Source organism: Marinomonas rhodophyticola, assembly GCF_026113935.1.
GTDB classification, from domain to species: domain Bacteria; phylum Pseudomonadota; class Gammaproteobacteria; order Pseudomonadales; family Marinomonadaceae; genus Marinomonas; species Marinomonas rhodophyticola.
In genome coordinates this window covers 39427-61366 of sequence record NZ_JAPEUL010000009.1, presented here as the reverse complement: position 1 = coordinate 61366, position 21940 = coordinate 39427, and the positions used below count along the sequence as shown (strand labels likewise).

The window sequence follows — 21940 nt, the reverse complement described above, 5'->3', positions numbered from 1 at the left end:
GCTCGTGACCAAACGATGGTATGTAGTACAGGCGTACTCAGGGTACGAAAAGCACGTAATGCGTTCGCTTATTGAGCGAGTGCAGGTTATGGGGCAGGAAGAGAATTTTGGTGACATCTTGGTGCCGACCGAAGAAGTGGTTGAAATCCGAGATGGTAAAAAGCGCAAGAGTGAAAGAAAATTCTATCCAGGTTATGTGTTGGTTCAGATGGATATGAATGATGCCTCTTGGCATTTGGTTAAAGGCACCTCTCGTGTATTGGGTTTTATTGGTGGTACGGCTGATAAGCCATCACCCATTACCAGTCGCGAAGCGGATGCCATTCTGCAGCGTGTTAGTGACGGCGTCGATAAGCCTCGTCCTAAAACCTTGTTTGAAGTGGGTGAAGTGGTTCGTGTTAACGAGGGCTCGTTTGCCGACTTTAATGGCGTTGTGGAAGAAGTGGATTACGATAAAAGTCGAATCAAAGTGGCGGTGCTTATTTTTGGGCGCTCAACGCCAGTTGATTTGGAATTTAGTCAGGTTGAAAAGGCCTGATTTTGTTGAACGGGTAGCCTTAGGGCAGTGACCCAATTGGAGTTAAAAAATGGCTAAGAAAGTCCAAGCTTATATCAAGCTGCAAGTTAAAGCGGGTCAAGCGAACCCAAGTCCACCAGTTGGTCCAGCACTTGGTCAACACGGTGTGAATATTATGGAGTTCTGTAAAGCGTTCAATGCGAAAACTCAAGGTCTAGAGCCTGGTCTTCCAACGCCTGTTATTATCACTGTATACAGTGACCGTAGTTTTACGTTCGAAACTAAGTCTACTCCAGCGGCTGTATTGCTTAAGAAAGCAGCAGGCTTGAAGAGTGGTTCTCCACGTCCAAACACCCAAAAAGTTGGTACGGTTACTCGTGCTCAACTAGAAGAGATTGTTGTTGCTAAGCAGGCTGATTTGACTGCTTCTAACATGGATGCAGCAGTTCGTACTATTGCTGGTAGCGCACGCGCTATGGGTCTAGAAGTTGAGGGTGTTAACTAATGGCTAAATTAACGAAACGCGCTCGCTTGATCGCTGAAAAAGTAGAAGCGACTAAGCTTTACTCTGTTGAGGAAGCGGTTGCTCTATTGTCTGAGCTTTCTACTGTTAAGTTCAAAGAATCTATCGACGTATCTGTTAACCTAGGCGTTGACCCACGTAAATCTGATCAGGTTGTTCGTGGTTCTACTGTATTGCCTCACGGTGCAGGTAAAAATGTTCGTGTTGCTGTGTTTGCGCAAGGTGCAAACGCTGAGGCGGCGAAAGCGGCTGGCGCGGATGTTGTTGGTTTTGAAGATTTGGCTGAACAAGTTAAAGCTGGTAACCTTGATTTTGATGTTGTTATTGCTTCTCCAGATGCAATGCGCATCGTTGGTCAACTAGGTCAGGTTCTAGGCCCTCGTGGTCTAATGCCTAACCCGAAAGTTGGCACAGTAACGCCTGACGTTGCGACTGCGGTTAAAAACGCAAAAGCAGGTCAAGCTCGTTACCGTACAGATAAAAATGGTATCATCCACGCTGCTGTTGGCTCTATTGAGTTTGCTGCGGATGCTATCAGAGGTAACCTTGAAGCGCTTTTGACCGACTTGCGTCGTGCGAAACCTGCGTCTTCGAAAGGTGTTTACCTTAAGAAAGTGACTTTGTCCTCTACAATGGGGCCTGGTCTACAAATTGATCTAGGTGCGCTTAACGCTACTAAGTAAGCATATTTAGATCATGAGCTTTGGGGTCTGCCTTCATTAATTTGTTGAGTAGGCCGTCAAAGACCGCAGGAACCTCACGGTTTAATAACAACGTTGAAAAATGTTTGTCCTGCGCAGATGGTGTGGCCCGATTCAGATATACTTGGATCTAACTCACCAGCAAGTACTTCGAGCAATCGGAGAGTTGGTAAAAATAGGGGAATTTATTCCCTGCTAATCCAGGAGAAAACCAGTGGCATTAGGTCTAGAAGACAAAAAAGCCATTGTCGCCGAAGTTAGCGAAGTTGCTAAAACTGCGTTGTCTGCGGTTGTGGCTGATTCTCGCGGTGTTACCGTGAGCAGCATGACTGCACTACGTAAAGAAGCGCGCGAAGCAGGTGTTTATGTACGTGTAGTACGTAACACTTTGGCTCGCCGTGCAGTTGAAGGCACTGACTTCGAATGTCTAGCTGAGAGCTTTGTTGGTCCTACGCTAATTGCTTTTTCTAACGAGCACCCAGGTGCGGCGGCTCGTTTGTTGAAAGCGTTTGCAAAAACGAACAGCAAGTTTGAAGTAAAGGCGTTGGCGTTCAACGGTGAGTTGATCCCAGCTGGCGACATTGATCGTTTGGCAACACTGCCTACATACGACGAAGCTATTGCGAAACTGATGAGTGTTATTCAGGGCGCAACAAGCAAGTTGGTACGTACTCTTGCAGCGGTTCGCGATCAAAAAGAGCAAGAAGCGGCTTAATACGGTTTACCGTATCCCTTCTTGATAAATATTTTGTTTTATTACCTTCGGGTAATTTTAAAGAATGCTAGGAATCTGAGTCATGGCTCTAACTAAAGAAGATATCATCAATGCAGTAGCAGAAATGTCTGTGATGGACGTTGTTGAACTAATTTCTGCAATGGAAGAAAAATTCGGCGTATCTGCAGCGGCTGCTGTAGCGGCAGGTCCTGCTGCTGACGCTGGCGTTGCTGCTGAAGAACAAACTGAATTTGACGTTGTTCTGACTGCTGCTGGCGATAAGAAAGTAAACGTAATCAAAGCTGTTCGTGCAGCGACTGGCCTAGGCTTGAAAGAAGCTAAAGCAATCGTTGACGGCGCTCCAATGACTGTTAAAGAAGCTGCTTCTAAAGAAGATGCTGCTGCTCTTAAAGCGGCTCTTGAAGAAGCTGGTGCATCTGTCGAAATCAAGTAATGATACTTGCATTTCCAGATTTCGACCAATAGTCGAAATGGCTGGTGACATTTTTGTCACCGGCCTTTTTGGGTTTCTGAAACTCAAATAAACCTTAAAAGAATTTTCAAATGGGAGATAATGCTCCCATATATGGTAAGGCCTGATTTGGGCCTTTTGCGTCAATGTGCACAAGCTGGGGAATGCTGATGGCTTACTCATACACTGAGAAAAAACGTATCCGTAAGGATTTCGGTAAACTGCCGCCCGTTTTGGATGTGCCATACTTGCTGGCAATTCAGCTTGAATCCTACCGTAATTTTCTGCAGGAAGGTAAAAGTCTTGCGGAGCGTGGGGAATTAGGTCTGCATGGGGCCTTTAAATCTGTCTTTCCAATGGTCAGCTTTTCCGGCAATGCGGCGCTTGAATACGTCGATTACCGTTTAGGCAAGCCAGTCTTTGATGTTAAAGAGTGTCAGTTGCGTGGTGTTACTTACGCGGCACCTTTACGTGTTCGTGTTCGACTCATCATTTATGATAAAGAGTCGTCCAACAAGGCAATCAAAGACATTCGCGAGCAAGAAGTCTACATGGGCGAAATTCCGCTGATGACAGACAATGGTACCTTTGTAATTAACGGGACTGAGCGCGTTATTGTATCTCAATTACACCGCTCTCCTGGTGTGTTCTTTGACCACGATCGTGGTAAGACACACTCTTCAGGCAAGTTACTACATTCTGCTCGTATTATTCCTTACCGCGGTTCATGGTTGGATTTCGAGTTTGATCCAAAAGATTGCGTATTTGTTCGTATTGACCGTCGTCGTAAGTTGCCAGCAACTATTTTGTTGCGCGCTTTGGGTTACGGAACTGAGCAAATTCTAGATACTTTCTTTGAGTCTACTCGTTTTTATTTGAAGCGTGATGGTTTTGAAATGGATCTAGTGGCGAACCGTCTACGTGGCGAGACGGCGCTATTTAATATTGCTGATGCGAATGGCGAACTGATTGTAGAAGAAGGTCGTCGTATTACGGCTAAGCATATTCGTGTAATGGAAAAATCAGGTCTTGAGCGTCTTTCTGTACCGCTTGAGTATATGCTTGGTAAAGTCACGGCGAAAAACTTGGTCCACCCTGCGACGGGTGAGTTGATTGCGGAAGCAAACACTGAGTTGTCGGTTGATTTGCTAGAAGCGTTGGTTTCTTCCGGTATTACCGAAGTGGATACGCTTTATACGAACGATTTGGATAATGGTCCATTTATTTCTGATACGCTTCGTATTGATCCAACCAGTAATCAGTTAGAAGCTTTGGTTGAAATTTACCGCATGATGCGCCCTGGTGAGCCACCGACCAAAGAGTCGGCTGAAGGCTTGTTCCAAGGTCTGTTCTTCTCAGAAGATCGTTATGATTTGTCGAACGTTGGTCGAATGAAGTTCAACCGCCGTTTGGGTCGTGAAGAAGATACGGGTCCAGGTGTTCTTGATAATAATGACATCGTAGATGTATTGAAAACCTTGCTAGATATCCGTAACGGTAACGGCATGGTCGATGACATCGATCACTTGGGTAACCGTCGAGTTCGTTCTGTTGGTGAAATGGCCGAGAACCAATTCCGTGTTGGTCTTGTGCGTGTTGAGCGTGCCGTAAAAGAACGTCTATCTATGGCAGAGGCAGATGGCCTTATGCCGCAAGATCTTTTGAATGCGAAGCCTGTGGCTGCTGCAATCAAAGAGTTTTTTGGTTCCAGCCAATTGTCTCAGTTCATGGACCAAAACAACCCGCTTTCTGAGGTTACTCACAAGCGTCGTGTTTCTGCGTTAGGCCCTGGCGGTCTTACACGTGAGCGCGCAGGCTTTGAGGTTCGTGACGTGCATGCGACTCACTACGGTCGTGTTTGTCCTATCGAAACGCCAGAAGGTCCAAACATTGGTTTGATCAACTCGCTATCAACTTATGCGCGTACTAACAGCTACGGCTTTTTAGAAACGCCATACCGTAAGGTTATTGATGGCAAGATGACTGACGAAACGGTTTATATCTCTGCGATTGATGAAGCGAAATATGTTATTGCCCAAGCGTCTGCTAACGTGGATGCGGAAGGTCGTTTGGTTGATGAGTTGGTTCAGGTTCGTCACATGCACGAAACTACTCTGATTCCAAAAGAGAAAGTAAACCTAATGGACGTGTCTCCTCGTCAGGTTGTTTCTGTGGCGGCGTCTTTGATTCCGTTCCTAGAGCACGATGATGCTAACCGTGCATTGATGGGTTCGAACATGCAACGTCAGGCTGTACCGACGCTTAAGGCTGATAAGCCTGTTGTAGGTACGGGTATGGAGCGAAATGTAGCAAAAGACTCTGGTGTTTGTATCGTTGCGAATCGTGGCGGTGTGATTGAGTCAGTTGATGCAAGTCGTATCGTTGTGCGTGTGAACTCAGAAGAAACGATTGCTGGTGAGGCGGGTGTAGATATCTACAACCTAACCAAATACGTGCGTTCTAACCAGAACACGTGTATTAACCAGCGTACTTTGGTGATGAAAGGTGAGAAGGTGGCTTCTGGCGACATTATGGCCGATGGTCCTTCTGTTGATATGGGTGATTTGGCGCTTGGTCAAAACATGCGTATCGCTTTCATGCCTTGGAATGGTTATAACTTCGAAGACTCGATTCTGGTTTCTGAGCGTGTGGTTGAAGAAGATCGATTCACGTCTATTCACATTCAAGAGTTAACGTGTGTTGCACGTGACACTAAGCTTGGGCCTGAAGAGATTACAGCCGATATCCCTAACGTGGGTGAAGGCGCGCTTTCTAAGTTGGATCAGTCTGGTATCGTTTACATCGGTGCTGAAGTGGAGCCAGGCGACATTCTAGTTGGTAAAGTAACACCTAAGGGTGAAACTCAACTGACGCCTGAAGAGAAGCTTTTGCGTGCTATCTTTGGTGAGAAAGCGTCTGATGTAAAAGATACGTCGCAGCGCGTTAAGACGGGGACTCGCGGTACCGTTATCGACGTTCAGGTCTTTACTCGTGATGGCATCGAGAAAGATGAGCGAGCTAAGTCTATCGAGAAATCGCAACTTGATCAGGTCCGTAAAGACTTGAATGAAGAGTTTCGTATTGTCGAAAAGGCAACGTTTGAGCGTTTAGCTGAAGCCCTAATTGGCCAACAAGCTGAGGGTGGTCCTGGTCTAGCTCGTAATGCGATCATTACAGAAGAGTTCTTGGCGAATTTAGATCACCCTGAGTGGTTCAAAATTCGTGTTGCGAACGAAGAAGCGAGTGAGCAACTTGAAAAAGCACAAGCCGCTTTGATTGAACGCCGTAAAGAGCTTGATGCTAAATTTGAAGATAAGAAACGCAAGTTACAAACAGGTGATGATCTAGCGCCTGGCGTTCTTAAAATCGTTAAAGTTTATGTTGCCATTAAACGTCGCATCCAGCCAGGTGATAAAATGGCCGGTCGTCATGGTAACAAGGGTGTAATTTCTAAAATTATGCCAGTTGAAGACATGCCGTACGATGAAAACGGTGATCCAGTTGATATCGTATTGAACCCACTAGGTGTTCCTTCACGTATGAACGTTGGTCAGGTCTTGGAGACTCACTTAGGTGCAGCATCTAAAGGCTTGGGTCGTAAGATCAACGAAATGCTTGTTGCAGAGCGTGAGAAAGCTGAAGCAGTTGCAGAATTGCGTAGCTTCCTTGATGAAATCTACAACGGCTATGAAGGCGATTTGCGCTGTGCTCGTACAGAAGATTTAGACAGCTTTACAGATGAAGAAATTTTAACCTTGGCATCCAACTTAACCGGTGGTGTTCCAATGGCGTCTGGTGCCTTTGATGGTGCAAAAGAGTCTGAAATCAAACGTATGTTGCGCTTAGCTGGAATCAACGAAAGTGGCCAAGTTAAATTGTTTAACGGTCGCACTGGTGATGCTTTTGAACGTCCTGTAACCGTTGGTTACATGTATATGCTGAAGTTGAACCACTTGGTTGATGACAAAATGCACGCACGTTCTACTGGTTCTTACAGCTTGGTTACTCAGCAACCGCTGGGTGGTAAAGCTCAGTTCGGTGGTCAGCGTTTCGGGGAGATGGAGGTATGGGCACTAGAAGCATACGGTGCTGCTTACACGCTTCAAGAGATGTTGACTGTTAAGTCCGATGACGTGAATGGCCGTACTAAGATGTACAAAAACATCGTAGACGGTGACCACCGTATGGAACCTGGCATGCCTGAGTCCTTCAACGTGTTGGTGAAAGAGATTCGTTCTCTTGGTATCGATATCGAGCTGGAAAACGAATAAGCACGAATCACATTTGACCTGCTGGGGAGCAAGACTCCTGGCCTTACGAGTGGGGCGAATATCCATGAAAGACTTATTAGGTCTTCTAAAATCACAGGGACAATCTGACGAGTTTGATGCGATCCGCATTGGCTTGGCATCACCAGATATGATTCGTTCATGGTCTTACGGTGAAGTTAAAAAGCCAGAGACCATCAACTACCGTACGTTCAAACCAGAACGTGACGGTTTGTTCTGTGCAAAAATCTTTGGTCCTATTAAGGACTATGAGTGCTTGTGTGGCAAATACAAGCGCTTGAAACACCGTGGTGTTATCTGTGAGAAGTGTGGCGTTGAAGTGGCTCTGTCTAAAGTGCGTCGTGAACGCATGGGTCACATTGAGCTTGCATCGCCTGTTGCACACATTTGGTTTTTGAAATCTCTTCCGTCTCGTATCGGTCTTATCTTAGATATGACGTTGCGTGACATTGAGCGTGTTTTGTATTTTGAATCTTTCATCGTGATCGATCCAGGTATGACGACGCTTGATAAAGGCCAATTGCTAAACGATGAACAGTATTTTGAAGCGCTAGAAGAGTTCGGTGACGAATTCGATGCCCGTATGGGTGCGGAAGCGGTTCAGATGTTGCTTCGCGATCTAGACATGCCTGTAGAAATCAACAGCATGCGTGAAGAGCTAAACAGCACGAATTCAGAAACTCGCATTAAGAAGCTTTCTAAGCGTCTTAAGCTGGTTGAAGCATTCTATCATTCTGGTAACAACCCAGAGTGGATGGTGCTTGACGTATTGCCTGTTCTTCCGCCAGATCTTCGTCCATTGGTGCCACTTGAAGGTGGTCGTTTTGCGACGTCTGATTTGAACGATCTTTACCGTCGTGTGATTAACCGTAACAACCGTCTAAAGCGCCTGTTAGAGCTTTCTGCTCCAGATATCATCGTACGCAACGAAAAGCGTATGTTGCAAGAATCTGTTGATGCATTGCTTGATAACGGTCGTCGTGGTCGCGCCATTACAGGTTCGAACAAACGTCCTCTAAAATCTTTGGCTGATATGATCAAAGGTAAACAAGGTCGTTTCCGTCAGAACTTGCTAGGTAAGCGTGTTGACTATTCTGGTCGTTCTGTAATCACAGTAGGTCCATCACTGCGTCTACATCAGTGTGGTCTACCTAAGAAAATGGCACTTGAGCTATTCAAGCCATTCATTTTCTCTAAGCTTGAACTTCGTGGCATGGCGACGACGATCAAAGCAGCGAAGAAAATGGTTGAGCGTGAAACGCCTGAAGTGTGGGATATCCTTGATGAGGTTATCCGTGAACATCCAGTGATGTTGAACCGTGCGCCAACACTTCACCGTTTGGGTATCCAAGCGTTTGAACCAATGTTGATCGAAGGTAAAGCGATTCAGTTGCACCCACTAGTGTGTGCGGCATACAACGCTGACTTCGATGGTGACCAAATGGCGGTTCACGTTCCGTTGACGATTGAAGCACAGCTTGAAGCTCGTGCCTTGATGATGTCTACGAACAACATTCTATCGCCTGCAAACGGCGAGCCGATCATCGTACCTTCTCAGGACGTTGTATTGGGGCTGTACTACATGACGCGTGAGAAAATTAATGCCAAAGGCGAAGGCATGGCATTTTCTGACATTAAAGAAGTACACCGTGCGTATGGTGCGAAACAAGTTGAATTGCATGCCAAAGTAAAAGTACGTATCAGCCAAGTTGATACTACTCTAGATGGCGAAAAAGTGCCGTCTACTTTCATTGCGGATACAACAGTTGGTCGCGCTTTGTTGTTTGATATTGTTCCTGATGGTCTACCGTTCTCTGTGGTTAACCAAACCATGAAGAAGAAGGCAATCTCTAACTTGATCAACGAGTGTTACCGTAAAGTCGGCTTGAAAGAGAGCTGTATTTTTGCTGACCAATTGATGTACACGGGTTTTGCTTACGCAACAGCGTCAGGCTCTTCTGTAGGTGTTGATGACTTTGTTATCCCACCAGAAAAAGCAGCGATCATTGCCAAAGCCGAAGCCGAAGTTAAAGAAATTGAATACCAATACGCTGACGGTCTTGTAACGCAAGGCGAGAAGTACAACAAGGTAATCGACTTGTGGTCTCGTACTAACGAAACCGTAACTGAAGCCATGATGAAGAACTTGGCGAAAGAGATGACTGTCAACAAAGCAGGTGAAACGGTTGAGCAACAATCTTTCAACTCTGTTTATATGATGGCCGACTCTGGTGCTCGTGGTAGTGTGGCTCAGATGCGTCAGTTGGGTGGTATGCGTGGTCTAATGGCGAAACCAGATGGTTCTATCATCGAGACACCAATCACTGCAAACTTCCGTGAAGGTCTGTCTGTACTTCAGTACTTTACTTCTACACACGGTGCTCGTAAGGGTCTTGCTGATACGGCGTTGAAAACAGCGAACTCCGGTTACTTGACGCGTCGTCTAGTAGACGTAGCGCAGGATTTGGTTATCACTGAAATTGATTGTGGCTCGACAAATGGTATTTCCGTTGCGGCTATGATTGAAGGTGGTGATGTCGTTGTGCCACTGGGTCATCGCGTATTGGGTCGTGTAGTGGCTCAAGATGTTATGGACGCAAAAGGTGGGCTAGTACTTGAGGCTGGTAAGCTAATCGATGAGCACGATGTGCGTACTATCGAAGCGGCCGGTGTGGATGAAATGATCATTCGTTCTGTTATCACTTGTAATACACGTCATGGTGTATGTGCTAAGTGTTACGGTCGTGATCTTGCTCGTGGTCATCAGGTTAATATTGGTGAGGCGATTGGTGTTGTTGCAGCACAGTCCATCGGTGAGCCTGGTACACAGTTAACAATGCGTACCTTCCACATCGGTGGTGCGGCATCTCGAGCATCTGCTGTAGATAGTGTTCAAGTGAAGAGTGCAGGTACGGTTCGTTTTAATAAAATGAAGAGTATCGAGCGTCACACTGGGCACCTAGTGGTTGCCTCTCGTTCTTCTGAATTAGCAATTGCTGACGAAGCAGGTCGTGAGAAAGAGCGTTATAAACTTCCTTACGGTGCGGTATTGAGTGTACGTGAAGGTGACCAAGTAACGGCGGGTCAAATCGTCGCTAACTGGGATCCACATACACACCCAATCGTATCTGAAATGGAGGGTCGTCTTGAATTCAGTGGTATGGAAGAGAACGTGACTATTCGTCGTCAATCTGACGAAATGACGGGCTTGACTACGATTGAAGTTATGGAGATGCGTGACCGTCCTGCTGCTGGTAAAGACATACGTCCGATGATTGCCGTTGTTGATGCAGAGGGTAACCCTGTATTGATTCCTGGTACTGAATCACCAGTACAGTACATGCTTCCTGAAAAAGCATTGTTAAGCCTAGATCATGGTGCGACAGTGAAATCCGGTGAGGTTCTTGCGCGTATTCCTCAAGAATCTATTGGTAACAAGGATATTACCGGTGGTTTGCCACGTGTGGCCGACCTGTTCGAGGCGCGTCGTCCGAAAGATCCTGCTGTTATGGCAGAGACAAGCGGTGTGGTTAGCTTCGGTAAAGAGACAAAAGGTAAGATTCGTTTGGTGATCACGCCACAAAATGGTGATGAGCCAGTTGAGACATTGATTCCTAAATGGCGTCAAATCAACATCTTTGATGGTGAAGAAGTGGCAAAAGGTGAAATTATCGCCGATGGTCCATTGAGCTCCTCATGACATTCTGCGTCTTCAAGGTGTAGAGGCTTTGGCTGATTACATCACAAATGAAGTGCAGGAGGTTTACCGCTTACAAGGCGTTGTGATTAACGATAAGCATATTGAAGTTATTGTTAACCAAATGTTGCGTAAAGTGGAAATCACAGATTCTGGTGATACGGATCTTATCCAAGGTGATCAGGTTGAGTTTACTCACCTGCTAGATGCAAACGAAAAAGCTCTCGCTGAAGGTAAGTTTCCAGCGAAGTATGAACGCGTGCTTCTAGGTATCACGAAAGCTTCTTTGGCTACTGAGTCCTTTATATCAGCAGCATCTTTCCAAGAGACAACTCGAGTTCTTACGGAAGGTGCGGTAACTGGTAAGAAAGATCACTTGCGTGGCTTGAAAGAAAACGTTGTTGTAGGTCGTTTGATACCAGCAGGTACGGGCTTGGCTTACCACAATGAGCGCAAGAGAAAGAAAGAGCTTGCGCAAGCAGCAAAAGAAGGAAGTTCAACAGTGAGTGCATCCGATGTGGAAGAAGCATTGAGTGCGGCACTGAAAGACTAGTTATTTGCTGTTAAATCGTAAGGGAGGTGATTTTTTAGTCGCCTCCCTATTGACTGTTTTATAGGCGCAAATTAAACTTGCGCCTCCTTAATTTTGGCGATTTCCGTCATAAGAATTGGATTTGTGGAGCTTGTCTAATGGCAACCGTTAACCAGTTGGTTCGTAAACCACGTAAACGTAAAGTGGCAAAGAGTGACGTTCCTGCGTTACAAGCTTGTCCGCAACGCCGCGGTGTCTGCACTCGCGTATATACTACTACTCCTAAGAAGCCTAACTCGGCTTTGCGTAAAGTATGTCGTGTTCGCTTGACCAACGGCTTCGAAGTTACTTCCTACATCGGTGGTGAAGGTCACAACCTGCAAGAACACAGCGTCGTGCTGATTCGTGGCGGTCGTGTAAAAGACCTTCCTGGTGTTCGTTACCACACAGTACGTGGTAGCTTGGATACTTCAGGCGTACAAAAACGTAAGCAAGGCCGTTCTAAATACGGTACTAAACGTCCTAAGTAAGCAGAAGCTACTTAATTCATCGTTTAGACATAATTTTTTAATACAGTAAGGCCGAGCAATAATTAAATTGTCTCGGGCGAACCTGAAGAGGATGTAGATATGCCTAGAAGACGCGTCGTCGCTAAGCGTGAAATCCTTCCGGATCCTAAACACGGAAGCCAACTTCTCGCTAAATTTATTAACCATGTAATGGTTAGTGGTAAAAAATCTGTAGCAGAAAGCATTGTGTATAATGCATTGAATACTGTTGCAGCACGCGCTAAAACAGAAGAGCCAATGGCTATCTTCGAAAAAGCACTAGAATCTATCCAGCCAATGGTTGAGGTTAAATCTCGCCGTGTTGGTGGTGCGACTTACCAAGTACCTGTTGAAGTACGTCCTGCTCGCCGCGCTGCATTGTCTATGCGTTGGTTGGTTGATGCTTCACGTAAGCGTGGTGAAAAATCCATGGCTTTGCGTCTTGCAGGCGAAATTTTAGATGCTGCCGAAAACAAAGGTTCTGCTGTTAAGAAACGTGAAGACGTTCATCGCATGGCAGAAGCTAACAAAGCATTCTCTCACTACCGTTTCTAATCATCCAGAGAAGGATACACAGTGGCACGTAAAACCCCTATCAACCGCTACCGTAATATCGGTATTTGTGCGCATGTTGATGCAGGTAAGACGACGACAACTGAACGCGTTCTTTTTTACACTGGTCTGTCTCATAAAATTGGTGAAGTGCACGATGGTGCTGCCACCATGGATTGGATGGAGCAGGAGCAAGAGCGTGGTATCACGATAACTTCAGCGGCAACAACTTGCTTCTGGAGTGGAATGAACAAGCAGTTTGAAGAGCACCGTATTAATATTATTGATACGCCTGGGCACGTAGACTTTACTATTGAAGTAGAGCGTTCTTTGCGTGTGCTAGATGGTGCTGTTGTTGTGCTTTGTGGTTCTTCGGGTGTGCAGCCTCAAACTGAGACAGTTTGGCGTCAGGCGAATAAATATGAAGTGCCTCGTATGGTCTTTGTTAACAAGATGGATCGTACGGGGGCTAATTTCTTTTCGGTTGTGCGTCAATTAAAAACTCGTCTTGGTGCAAACGCTGTTCCTATACAGATTAATATTGGCGCTGAAGAAGACTTTAAAGGTGTTATTGATTTAGTCTTGATGAAGACAATAATGTGGAACGAAGAAGATCAGGGTATGACTTTCTCTTTGGAGGAAATTCCTGAAGATCTGCTTGATGAAGCATTAGAGTGGCGCGAACAGATGGTAGAGGCGGCAGCAGAAGCAAATGACGAATTGATGGATAAGTACCTTGAAGAAGGTGAGTTATCTGTTGAGGAGATTAAAAGCGGCCTGCGAGTACTCGTACACTGTCTAATGAGATAGTGTTGGTAACCTGTGGCTCAGCCTTTAAAAATAAAGGCGTGCAAGCTGTTTTGGATGCGGTTGTTGAATATTTGCCTTCTCCGCTTGAAGTTAAAGCGATTGAAGGGACGCTTGAAGATGGTGAAACTGTTGTGACTCGTATTGCGAATGATGAGGATCCGTTCTCGTCGTTGGCGTTTAAGATAGCGACAGACCCATTTGTAGGTACGCTGACATTTATTCGTGTCTATTCCGGTGTATTGCGTTCTGGCGATGCGGTTTATAATTCTGTTAAGCAGAAGCGTGAGCGTATTGGTCGAATGGTTCAAATGCATGCGAATAACCGTGAAGAGATTAAAGAAGTATTGGCGGGCGATATTGCCGCTGTTGTGGGTATGAAATACGTGACGACAGGCGATACGCTTTGCGATATGAATGATGTCGTTGTGCTTGAGCGCATGGAGTTTCCTGAGCCTGTTATATCTGTTGCGGTTGAGCCTAAATCTCAGGCGGATCAAGATAAAATGGGTGTTGCGCTGAGTAAATTGGCGCAAGAAGACCCGTCTTTTAGAGTGGAAACACATGAGGAGACTGGGCAAACAATTATTTCCGGTATGGGTGAGCTGCATCTTGATATTCTCGTTGACCGTATGCGTCGCGAGTTTAAGGTGGAGGCGAACATTGGTAAGCCTCAGGTTTCCTATCGGGAGAAAATTCGCAAAGAAGTGGTGGTTAATCACAAGTTTGTGCGTCAATCCGGTGGTCGTGGTCAATACGGTCATGTCGTGATGAAGTTGATTCCAACCGATAAGGATGGACTTGAGTTTGTTAACGAGATTGTTGGTGGTGCTATTCCTAAAGAATACATCCCTGCAGTAGAAAAGGGTGTTTCAGAGCAAATGAAGAATGGCGTGATCGCTGGTTACCCTTTATTGGGTATCAAGGTTGTGCTGATCGATGGTTCGTTCCATGATGTTGACTCTAATGAAATGGCCTTTAAAATTGCAGCTTCTCAGGGCTTAAGAAAAGGAGCGGCTGACGCTGATCCTTGTGTTCTTGAACCTGTAATGAAAGTGGAAGTTGTAACCCCTGAAGAATACATGGGCGATGTAATGGGTGACCTGAATCGTCGTCGTGGTCTTGTTCAGGGGATGGACGATTCCCCGTCAGGGAAGATTATTCGTGCTGAAGTTCCTCTTGGGGAAATGTTCGGATATGCAACTGACGTGCGTAGCTTGTCGCAAGGGCGTGCAAGTTATGCAATGGAGTTTGAGAAATACGCTGAAGCACCGGCTAGTGTGGCAGACGCGATCATCAAAAATGAAGATTAATCATCATACTTACTAATTCTTAAGGTGTATGTATCATGGCAAAGAGTAAATTCGAACGTAATAAACCACACGTTAACGTTGGCACTATCGGTCACGTTGACCATGGTAAAACAACGCTAACAGCAGCATTGACTCGTGTATGTGCAGAAGTGTATGGCGGTACAGCCGTTGCTTTTGACGGTATCGATAATGCTCCTGAAGAACGTGAGCGTGGTATCACTATCTCTACTTCTCACGTAGAGTACGATTCTCCAGTTCGCCACTATGCGCACGTAGATTGTCCTGGACACGCCGATTATGTTAAAAACATGATCACTGGTGCTGCTCAAATGGACGGTGCGATTCTAGTTTGTGGTGCGACTGACGGCCCAATGCCTCAGACTCGTGAGCACATCCTTCTTTCTCGCCAAGTAGGTGTTCCTTACATCGTTGTTTTCTTGAACAAGTCTGACTTGTTGGCTGAAGATTGTGGTGGTGCGGATTCTGAAGAATACGCAGAGATGCTAGAATTGGTTGAGATGGAATTGCGTGACCTTCTATCTGAATACGACTTCCCAGGTGATGACACTCCAATCATCCCAGGTTCTGCGCTAATGGCGTTGAAAGGCGAAGACGACAACGAAATGGGTACAACGGCTGTTCGTAAACTAGTTGAAACGCTAGACTCTTACATCCCTGAGCCACAACGTGCTATCGACGGTGCATTCTTGATGCCTATCGAGGACGTGTTCTCTATTCAAGGTCGTGGTACGGTTGTTACTGGTCGTGTTGAGCGCGGTATTATCAAGATCCAAGAAGAAGTTGAAATTGTTGGTATCGTTAATACTACCAAGACTACTTGTACTGGTGTTGAGATGTTCCGTAAGCTTCTTGACGAAGGTCGTGCTGGTGAGAACTGTGGTATTCTTCTACGTGGTACTAAGCGTGAAGACGTTCAGCGTGGTCAAGTATTGGCTAAGCCTGGTTCAATCACTCCTCACACTCAGTTCGAAGCTGAAGTATATGTGTTGGGTAAAGATGAAGGTGGTCGTCACACTCCATTCTTCAAAGGTTACCGTCCACAGTTCTACTTCCGTACAACTGACGTAACTGGTGCATGTTCTCTTCCTGAAGGCGTAGAAATGGTTATGCCTGGTGATAACATTCAAATGACTGTTGAGCTAATTCACCCAATCGCGATGGACGAAGGTCTACGTTTCGCGATTCGTGAAGGTGGTCGTACAGTTGGTGCTGGTGTTGTAGCTAAAATCCTTAAGTAATTAGATAGTAATATCTGCTTACTTTGATTTGGAAAAGGCCACTCGCATATCGGGTGGCCTTTTTATTTTATGGTTTATTTTGTTTGTTCAGAAATTGGTTACTTGACAACCAGTTTTTGAATGGCTAATATTCGCCGTCCTTAAAAAAGGATTGTGGCTTAATAAATGTACAGTTAAGTCATTAAAACATTGTATTTGGAGTTGGAAATGCAAAGCCAAAAAATCCGTATTCGTCTGAAAGCGTTTGATCATCGTCTGATCGATGCTTCAACACAAGAAATTGTGGACACAGCGAAACGTACAGGTGCGCAAGTGCGTGGACCGATTCCACTTCCTACTCGCAAAGAGCGTTATACAGTATTGATTTCTCCACACGTAAACAAAGATGCGCGTGATCAGTATGAAATCCGTACACACAAACGTGTTCTAGACATTGTTGAGCCAACTGAAAAAACAGTTGATGCTCTAATGAAGTTAGATCTTGCGGCAGGCGTGGAAGTACAAATTTCTTTGGGTTAATAGCTCAAAGTTTGGGGTGCGACAACCGGCTGGTTATCAGTCGGCTATATGCACAATAGTGGAATGATCTGGAATGATCAGCCGTAGCGGGTGATAGCCCCATACACAACTGGCAAATGAGGTAAAAAATGGCTATTCAATTAGTCGGACGCAAAGCCGGAATGACACGTATCTTCACTGAAGAAGGTGTATCCGTGCCAGTAACCGTCATCGAGGTTGAACCGAACCGCGTTACTCAGGTGAAAACAGCAGAAACTGACGGCTACCAAGCTGTTCAAGTCACTGTTGGTACTCGCCGTTCGAGCCGCGTTAACAAAGCTGCTGCAGGTCATTATGCAAAAGCAAATGTTGAAGCAGGTCGTGGTTTGTGGGAGTTCCGCCTGTCAGGTGATGAAAAAGAAATCAATGTTGGTGATGAGCTAACTGTAGCTGATTTCGAATCTATCCAAATGGTTGATGTAACTGGTCAATCAAAGGGTAAAGGGTTTCAAGGTGCCATTAAGCGTCATAATTTCCGTACGCAAGATGCTACACATGGTAACTCATTGTCTCACCGTGCACCTGGTTCTATCGGCCAATGTCAAACACCTGGTCGTGTTTGGAAAGGCAAGAAGATGGCTGGCCATATGGGTGCTGCACAAGTCACTACGCAATCACTAGAAGTGGTTCGTGTAGACACAGAACGTAACCTTATCCTAGTGAAAGGTGCCGTGCCTGGTGCTGTAAATGGTGATGTTATTCTTCAATCAGCTGTTAAAGCTCGCTAAGAGGGGTAGACAATGAACTTGAATCTAACAGGCGCGGAAGGAACGGTAGAAGTTTCTGATGTAGCCTTTGCTCGTGAATACAACGAAGCGTTGGTTCACCAAGTAGTTACATCTTACTTGGCTGGCGCTCGTCAAGGCTCACGTGCACAGAAAACACGCTCTGAAGTAGCAGGTGGTGGACGCAAACCTTGGAAACAAAAAGGTTCTGGTCGTGCGCGCGCAGGTACTATCCGTAGCCCTCTATGGCGCTCTGGTGGTGTTACTTTCGCTGCTAAACCACAAGATCACTCTCAGAAAGTGAACAAGAAGATGTACCGTGCAGCAATGCGCACCATCTGGTCTGAACTTGTACGTCAAGACCGTCTTGTTGTTGTTGAAGAACTTAAATTGGAAGCTCCAAAAACTAAGCTCTTCATAGCAAAAATGGCAGAATTGAATATTGAGAACGCTTTGATTGTTTCTGATCAATTGGATGACAATTTATTCCTAGCGGCTCGCAACATTCCTAACGTAGATGTACGTGATGCAGCGTCTATCGACCCTGTTAGCTTGATTGCTTACGACAAAGTGTTGGTGACAGTTGGTGCTCTGAAACAAGTTGAGGAGGCACTAGCATGATCGGCGAACGTATTTATAAAGTTCTGTTGGGTCCGCACATTTCCGAAAAAGCAACGATCGTGGCCGAAGGCAATGGTCAGTATGTTTTTCGTGTAACTGGTGATGCAACGAAACCTGAAATCAAACAAGCTATCGAAGCGCTTTTTGAAGTCAAAGTTGAGTCTGTTCGCACGTTGAACCATAAAGGTAAAACAAAGCGTACAGTTCGTGGTCTAGGTAAGCGTAAAGACGTGAAAAAAGCGTATGTACGTTTGGCTGAAGGTCAAGACATTGATTTCATGGTCGCTGAATAAGGGGAGATAGGTCAATGGCTGTTGTTAAAAGTAAGCCAACGTCTGCAGGCCGTCGTCACGTTGTTAAAGTTACCAACAACGATTTGCACAAAGGCGCGCCATATGCACCTTTGCTAGACACAAAAAGCAAATCTGGTGGACGTAACAATAACGGACGCATCACTACGCGTCACGTAGGTGGTGGTCATAAGCAGCATTACCGTATGGTTGATTTTCGTCGTAACAAAGATGGAATTTCTGCGGTAGTTGAGCGTTTGGAATATGATCCAAACCGTTCTGCAAATATTGCATTAATTAGATATGCTGATGGTGAGCGTCGTTACATTATCGCTTCCAAAGGTATGGTTGCTGGCAATGTTGTTTTTAGTGGTGCAGATGCGCCTATCAAATCAGGTAATACTTTGCCTCTGCAAAATATTCCAGTTGGTAGTACCGTACACTGTGTCGAGCTTAAGCCAGGTAAGGGTGCACAAGTTGCGCGTTCCGCTGGTGCTTCTGCTCAGCTAGTTGCTCGTGAAGGTCGTTACGTTACTCTTCGCCTACGTTCAGGTGAAATGCGTAAAGTATTGACAGAATGTCGCGCTACTTTAGGTGAAGTATCAAACTCTGAGCATAGCTTACGAGTTCTTGGTAAAGCTGGTGCTACGCGTTGGCGTGGTGTTCGTCCTACCGTTCGCGGTGCGGCGATGAACCCAGTGGATCACCCACATGGTGGTGGTGAAGGTCGTAGCAAAGGTGGTCGTCACCCAGTTACGCCATGGGGTGTGCCTACTAAAGGGTACAAAACGCGCAGCAACAAGCGTACTGATAAACTTATTGTACGTCGCCGTACTAAGTAATAAGAGGAAACGACTGTGCCACGTTCACTAAAAAAAGGTCCTTTTATCGACCTTCATTTGTTGAAAAAGGTAGAGGCTGCGGTAGAGAAAAATGATCGTCGTCCAATTAAAACTTGGTCACGCCGTTCTACTATCTTCCCTGATTTTGTAGGGTTGACTATCGCTGTCCATAATGGTCGCCAGCATGTTCCAGTTCTAGTAACTGAAGATATGGTCGGTCATAAATTGGGTGAGTTCGCTCCGACCCGTACATATCGTGGTCATGCTGCGGACAAGAAAGCCAAACGGTAATAAGGGGTATTAACATGAGTGAAGTAAGCGCTTCATTGAAGGGTGCTCGCCTCTCAGCGCAGAAGGCCCGTTTGGTTGTAGATCAAATCCGCGGCAAATCTGTTAGCGAAGCACTGAACATTTTAACGTTCAGTCCTAAAAAGGCGGCAGTAATTGTCAAGAAAGTACTAGAGTCTGCTATAGCTAACGCTGAGCATAACGAAGGTGCTGATGTAGATGACTTGCGTGTGTCTACGGCTTACGTTGATGAGGCTATGACTCTGAAACGTATTATGCCACGTGCCAAAGGCCGTGCTGACCGTATTCTAAAACGCGGTTGCCATATTACAGTTAAAGTCGCTGACTAATTAGGAGAAACCCAATGGGTCAGAAGGTTCATCCAACTGGTATACGCCTAGGGATAGTTAAAGATCATACTTCTACTTGGTATGCGAATAATCAAAACTACTCTAAGCTGTTATTAAATGATCTTCGAGTTCGTGAGTACTTGGAGAAAAAATTGGTTCAGGCTTCTGTTTCTCGTATCGAGATTCAGCGTCCTGCTCAGACAGCCCGTATTACAATTCACACTGCCCGTCCGGGTATCGTGATTGGTAAGAAAGGCGAAGATGTTGAGAAACTACGTAATGCAGTTTCTGAAATGATGGGCGTACCTGTCCACATTAACATCGAAGAAATTCGTAAGCCTGAAATGGATGCGAAATTGGTTGCGCAGAATATTGCAAGCCAACTTGAGCGTCGCGTTATGTTCCGTCGTGCTATGAAGCGCGCAGTACAAAATGCTATGCGTGCAGGCGCAAAAGGGATCAAGGTTCAGGTAAGTGGTCGTTTAGGCGGTGCAGAGATTGCACGTGCTGAGTGGTACCGTGAAGGCCGCGTGCCTCTACACACTCTACGCGCTGACATTGACTACGCTACTTATGAAGCATCTACAACTTACGGCATCATTGGCGTTAAAGTGTGGATCTTCAAAGGCGAAATCTTGGGCGGTATTGAACAAGTGCGAGCTGATAAAGGCGCACAAAAGAAGAAGTCTAAGTAGGGGGTAAGTCATGTTACAACCGAAACGTACTAAGTTCCGTAAGATGCAAAAAGGCCGTAACCGCGGTCTTGCTCTTCGCGGAAACCAAGTTAGCTTTGGTGAATTCGGATTGAAGTCCACTGAACGTGGTCGTCTTACTGCTCGTCAAATTGAAGCGGCGCGTCGTGCAATGACTCGTCATATCAAACGTGGCGGTAGAATCTGGATTCGTGTGTTCCCTGATAAGCCGATTACTCAGAAGCCTCTTGAGGTTCGTCAGGGTAAAGGTAAGGGTAGCGTAGAATACTGGGTTGCGCAGATCCAACCAGGAAAAATGCTTTATGAAGTTGAGGGTGTTTCAGAGCAGTTAGCACGCGAAGCGTTTGCGTTAGCTGCAGCTAAGCTTCCTCTGTCCACAACTTTCGTAACGCGTACGGTGATGTAGATGAAAGCAAAAGAAATGCAAGAAAAGTCTGTAGCTGAGCTACAAGCGACCTTGATTGAACTACTACGTGAGCAATTTACTCTGCGTATGCAGAAGGCCACTGGTCAGTTAGCGCAAACTCATTTGCTCTCGCAAGTTCGCCGCAATATCGCACGTGTTAAAACCGTGCTTAATGATAAGGCAGGTAACTAAGATGGCAGAAACAAAAGCGCGTACCGCTACTGGTAAAGTAGTTAGCGACAAGATGGATAAAACCATTACGGTACTTGTTGAGCGTACAGAGAAACACCCTTTATACGGTAAGTTTGTTCGTCGTTCGACTAAATTACACGCTCATGATGAAAACAATGAATGTCAGATCGGTGATACCGTTAAGGTTGTGGAAACACGCCCTTACTCTAAGTCTAAGACTTGGAATCTGGTTCAAGTTGTTGAGAAAGCAGCAGCTGTATAAGCTGCTCCTTCCTTCGTGAGACTTGTTATCTAATTTGATTGGAGAGCAGAAATGATTCAAACAGAATCGATGCTTGATGTTGCAGATAACAGCGGCGCAAAGCGTGTTCAGTGTATTAAAGTACTGGGTGGCTCACATCGTCGTTATGCTGCTATCGGTGACATTATTAAGGTCACAGTGAAAGAAGCGATCCCTCGTGGTCGTGTTAAAAAAGGGCAGGTTCTTAACGCAGTTGTCGTTAGAACTAAGAAAGGTGTTCGTCGTTCTGATGGCTCAGTAATCCGTTTTGATGTAAACTCTGCGGTTCTATTGAATGCTTCAGGACAGCCTATTGGTACTCGTATCTTTGGCCCTGTAACACGTGAATTGCGTACAGAGCAGTTCATGAAAATTGTTTCTCTTGCACCTGAAGTGCTGTAAGAGGGAGAGGGGACATTATGCGTAAAATCAAACGTAACGACGAAGTTATCGTGATTGCTGGTAAAGATAAAGGCAAACGCGGTAAAGTTGTTAAGGTAGTAGACGAAAACCGAGTTCTTGTTTCTGGCATTAATACTGTTAAGAAACACGAGAAACCAAACCCTATGAAGGGTTCAACTGGTGGTATCGTTGAACAAGAAGCACCTATCCAGGTTTCCAACGTAGCCATTTTTAACAGTGCTACAGGTAAAGCGGATCGCGTCGGCTTTAAATTGAACGAAGACGGTACGAAAGTGCGTGTTTTTAAATCAAATAGTGAAGCGATCGACGCCTAAGAGCGAGAATTAT

22 protein-coding genes and 2 pseudogenes are annotated in these 21940 nt (G+C 45.7%); all 24 read left to right on the top strand.

Features of this window, described 5'->3' with window-relative positions; translation table 11 throughout:
- Window positions 1–4 precede the first annotated feature (4 nt).
- The 24 genes and pseudogenes from nusG to rplX all read left to right on the top strand — a co-directional run bounded on the left by nusG (window position 5) and on the right by rplX (window position 21927).
- Entirely contained in the window at window positions 5–538 is a 534-nt protein-coding gene (gene nusG, locus ONZ52_RS14655) for a transcription termination/antitermination protein NusG (RefSeq protein WP_265219476.1), read from the top strand.
- A gap of 49 nt (window positions 539–587) precedes the next feature.
- A complete protein-coding gene (rplK, locus tag ONZ52_RS14650) occupies window positions 588–1022 on the top strand; it encodes a 50S ribosomal protein L11 (protein WP_111608618.1) in 435 nt (144 codons plus the stop codon).
- Window positions 1022–1723 (top strand): 50S ribosomal protein L1, encoded by a 702-nt coding sequence (rplA, locus tag ONZ52_RS14645; protein ID WP_265219475.1) that lies wholly within the window; start codon window positions 1022–1024, stop codon window positions 1721–1723. The genes rplK and rplA overlap by 1 nt, the downstream gene beginning before the upstream one ends.
- A 232-nt stretch (window positions 1724–1955) precedes the next feature.
- Entirely contained in the window at window positions 1956–2456 is a 501-nt protein-coding gene (rplJ, locus tag ONZ52_RS14640; RefSeq protein ID WP_265219474.1) for a 50S ribosomal protein L10, read from the top strand.
- A gap of 82 nt (window positions 2457–2538) precedes the next feature.
- Window positions 2539–2910 (top strand): 50S ribosomal protein L7/L12, encoded by a 372-nt coding sequence (gene rplL, locus ONZ52_RS14635; RefSeq protein ID WP_012071944.1) that lies wholly within the window; start codon window positions 2539–2541, stop codon window positions 2908–2910.
- 188 nt (window positions 2911–3098) lie between these two features.
- Complete coding sequence (gene rpoB, locus ONZ52_RS14630) at window positions 3099–7199, top strand: DNA-directed RNA polymerase subunit beta (protein WP_265219473.1); 4101 nt, start codon at window positions 3099–3101, stop codon at window positions 7197–7199.
- 64 nt (window positions 7200–7263) lie between these two features.
- Window positions 7264–11467 (top strand): annotated as a pseudogene (rpoC, locus tag ONZ52_RS14625) (DNA-directed RNA polymerase subunit beta').
- A 137-nt stretch (window positions 11468–11604) separates the two neighbouring features.
- Window positions 11605–11976, top strand: coding sequence for a 30S ribosomal protein S12 (gene rpsL / locus ONZ52_RS14620; protein ID WP_111608624.1), 372 nt, complete (start codon window positions 11605–11607; stop codon window positions 11974–11976).
- A 99-nt stretch (window positions 11977–12075) separates the two neighbouring features.
- Window positions 12076–12549 (top strand): 30S ribosomal protein S7, encoded by a 474-nt coding sequence (rpsG, locus tag ONZ52_RS14615; RefSeq protein ID WP_110577361.1) that lies wholly within the window; start codon window positions 12076–12078, stop codon window positions 12547–12549.
- A gap of 21 nt (window positions 12550–12570) precedes the next feature.
- Window positions 12571–14666 (top strand): annotated as a pseudogene (gene fusA / locus ONZ52_RS14610) (elongation factor G).
- Between the two features lie 35 nt (window positions 14667–14701).
- Window positions 14702–15925 (top strand): elongation factor Tu, encoded by a 1224-nt coding sequence (gene tuf / locus ONZ52_RS14605; RefSeq protein WP_265219472.1) that lies wholly within the window; start codon window positions 14702–14704, stop codon window positions 15923–15925.
- Window positions 15926–16132: 207 nt separating this feature from the next.
- Window positions 16133–16444, top strand: coding sequence for a 30S ribosomal protein S10 (gene rpsJ / locus ONZ52_RS14600; RefSeq protein WP_012071937.1), 312 nt, complete (start codon window positions 16133–16135; stop codon window positions 16442–16444).
- 128 nt (window positions 16445–16572) lie between these two features.
- The gene (rplC, locus tag ONZ52_RS14595) at window positions 16573–17211 is read left to right on the top strand and encodes a 50S ribosomal protein L3 (protein ID WP_111639792.1); all 639 of its coding nucleotides are present in this window, start codon (window positions 16573–16575) and stop codon (window positions 17209–17211) included.
- 12 nt (window positions 17212–17223) lie between these two features.
- A complete protein-coding gene (gene rplD / locus ONZ52_RS14590) occupies window positions 17224–17829 on the top strand; it encodes a 50S ribosomal protein L4 (RefSeq protein ID WP_111608629.1) in 606 nt (201 codons plus the stop codon).
- Window positions 17826–18122 carry a 50S ribosomal protein L23 gene (gene rplW, locus ONZ52_RS14585; RefSeq protein WP_012071934.1) on the top strand — a complete coding sequence of 99 codons (297 nt, stop codon included), beginning with the start codon at window positions 17826–17828 and terminating at the stop codon, window positions 18120–18122. The genes rplD and rplW overlap by 4 nt, the downstream gene beginning before the upstream one ends.
- 14 nt (window positions 18123–18136) lie before the next feature.
- A complete protein-coding gene (rplB, locus tag ONZ52_RS14580) occupies window positions 18137–18961 on the top strand; it encodes a 50S ribosomal protein L2 (RefSeq protein ID WP_111608630.1) in 825 nt (274 codons plus the stop codon).
- 15 nt (window positions 18962–18976) lie between these two features.
- Window positions 18977–19252 carry a 30S ribosomal protein S19 gene (gene rpsS / locus ONZ52_RS14575; protein ID WP_012071932.1) on the top strand — a complete coding sequence of 92 codons (276 nt, stop codon included), beginning with the start codon at window positions 18977–18979 and terminating at the stop codon, window positions 19250–19252.
- 14 nt (window positions 19253–19266) lie between these two features.
- Window positions 19267–19599, top strand: coding sequence for a 50S ribosomal protein L22 (gene rplV, locus ONZ52_RS14570; RefSeq protein WP_110577367.1), 333 nt, complete (start codon window positions 19267–19269; stop codon window positions 19597–19599).
- Window positions 19600–19613: 14 nt separating this feature from the next.
- Window positions 19614–20294 (top strand): 30S ribosomal protein S3, encoded by a 681-nt coding sequence (rpsC, locus tag ONZ52_RS14565; protein ID WP_265219467.1) that lies wholly within the window; start codon window positions 19614–19616, stop codon window positions 20292–20294.
- A gap of 10 nt (window positions 20295–20304) precedes the next feature.
- Window positions 20305–20718, top strand: coding sequence for a 50S ribosomal protein L16 (rplP, locus tag ONZ52_RS14560; protein WP_012071929.1), 414 nt, complete (start codon window positions 20305–20307; stop codon window positions 20716–20718).
- Complete coding sequence (gene rpmC, locus ONZ52_RS14555) at window positions 20719–20910, top strand: 50S ribosomal protein L29 (RefSeq protein ID WP_012071928.1); 192 nt, start codon at window positions 20719–20721, stop codon at window positions 20908–20910.
- 1 nt (window position 20911) lies between these two features.
- Window positions 20912–21172: a 30S ribosomal protein S17 gene (rpsQ, locus tag ONZ52_RS14550; protein ID WP_013797833.1), complete on the top strand. Its 261-nt coding sequence runs from the start codon at window positions 20912–20914 to the stop codon at window positions 21170–21172.
- Between the two features lie 51 nt (window positions 21173–21223).
- Window positions 21224–21592 carry a 50S ribosomal protein L14 gene (gene rplN / locus ONZ52_RS14545; RefSeq protein WP_067020125.1) on the top strand — a complete coding sequence of 123 codons (369 nt, stop codon included), beginning with the start codon at window positions 21224–21226 and terminating at the stop codon, window positions 21590–21592.
- 17 nt (window positions 21593–21609) lie between these two features.
- A complete protein-coding gene (gene rplX / locus ONZ52_RS14540) occupies window positions 21610–21927 on the top strand; it encodes a 50S ribosomal protein L24 (RefSeq protein WP_111608633.1) in 318 nt (105 codons plus the stop codon).
- The last annotated feature ends 13 nt before the right edge of the window (window positions 21928–21940 follow it).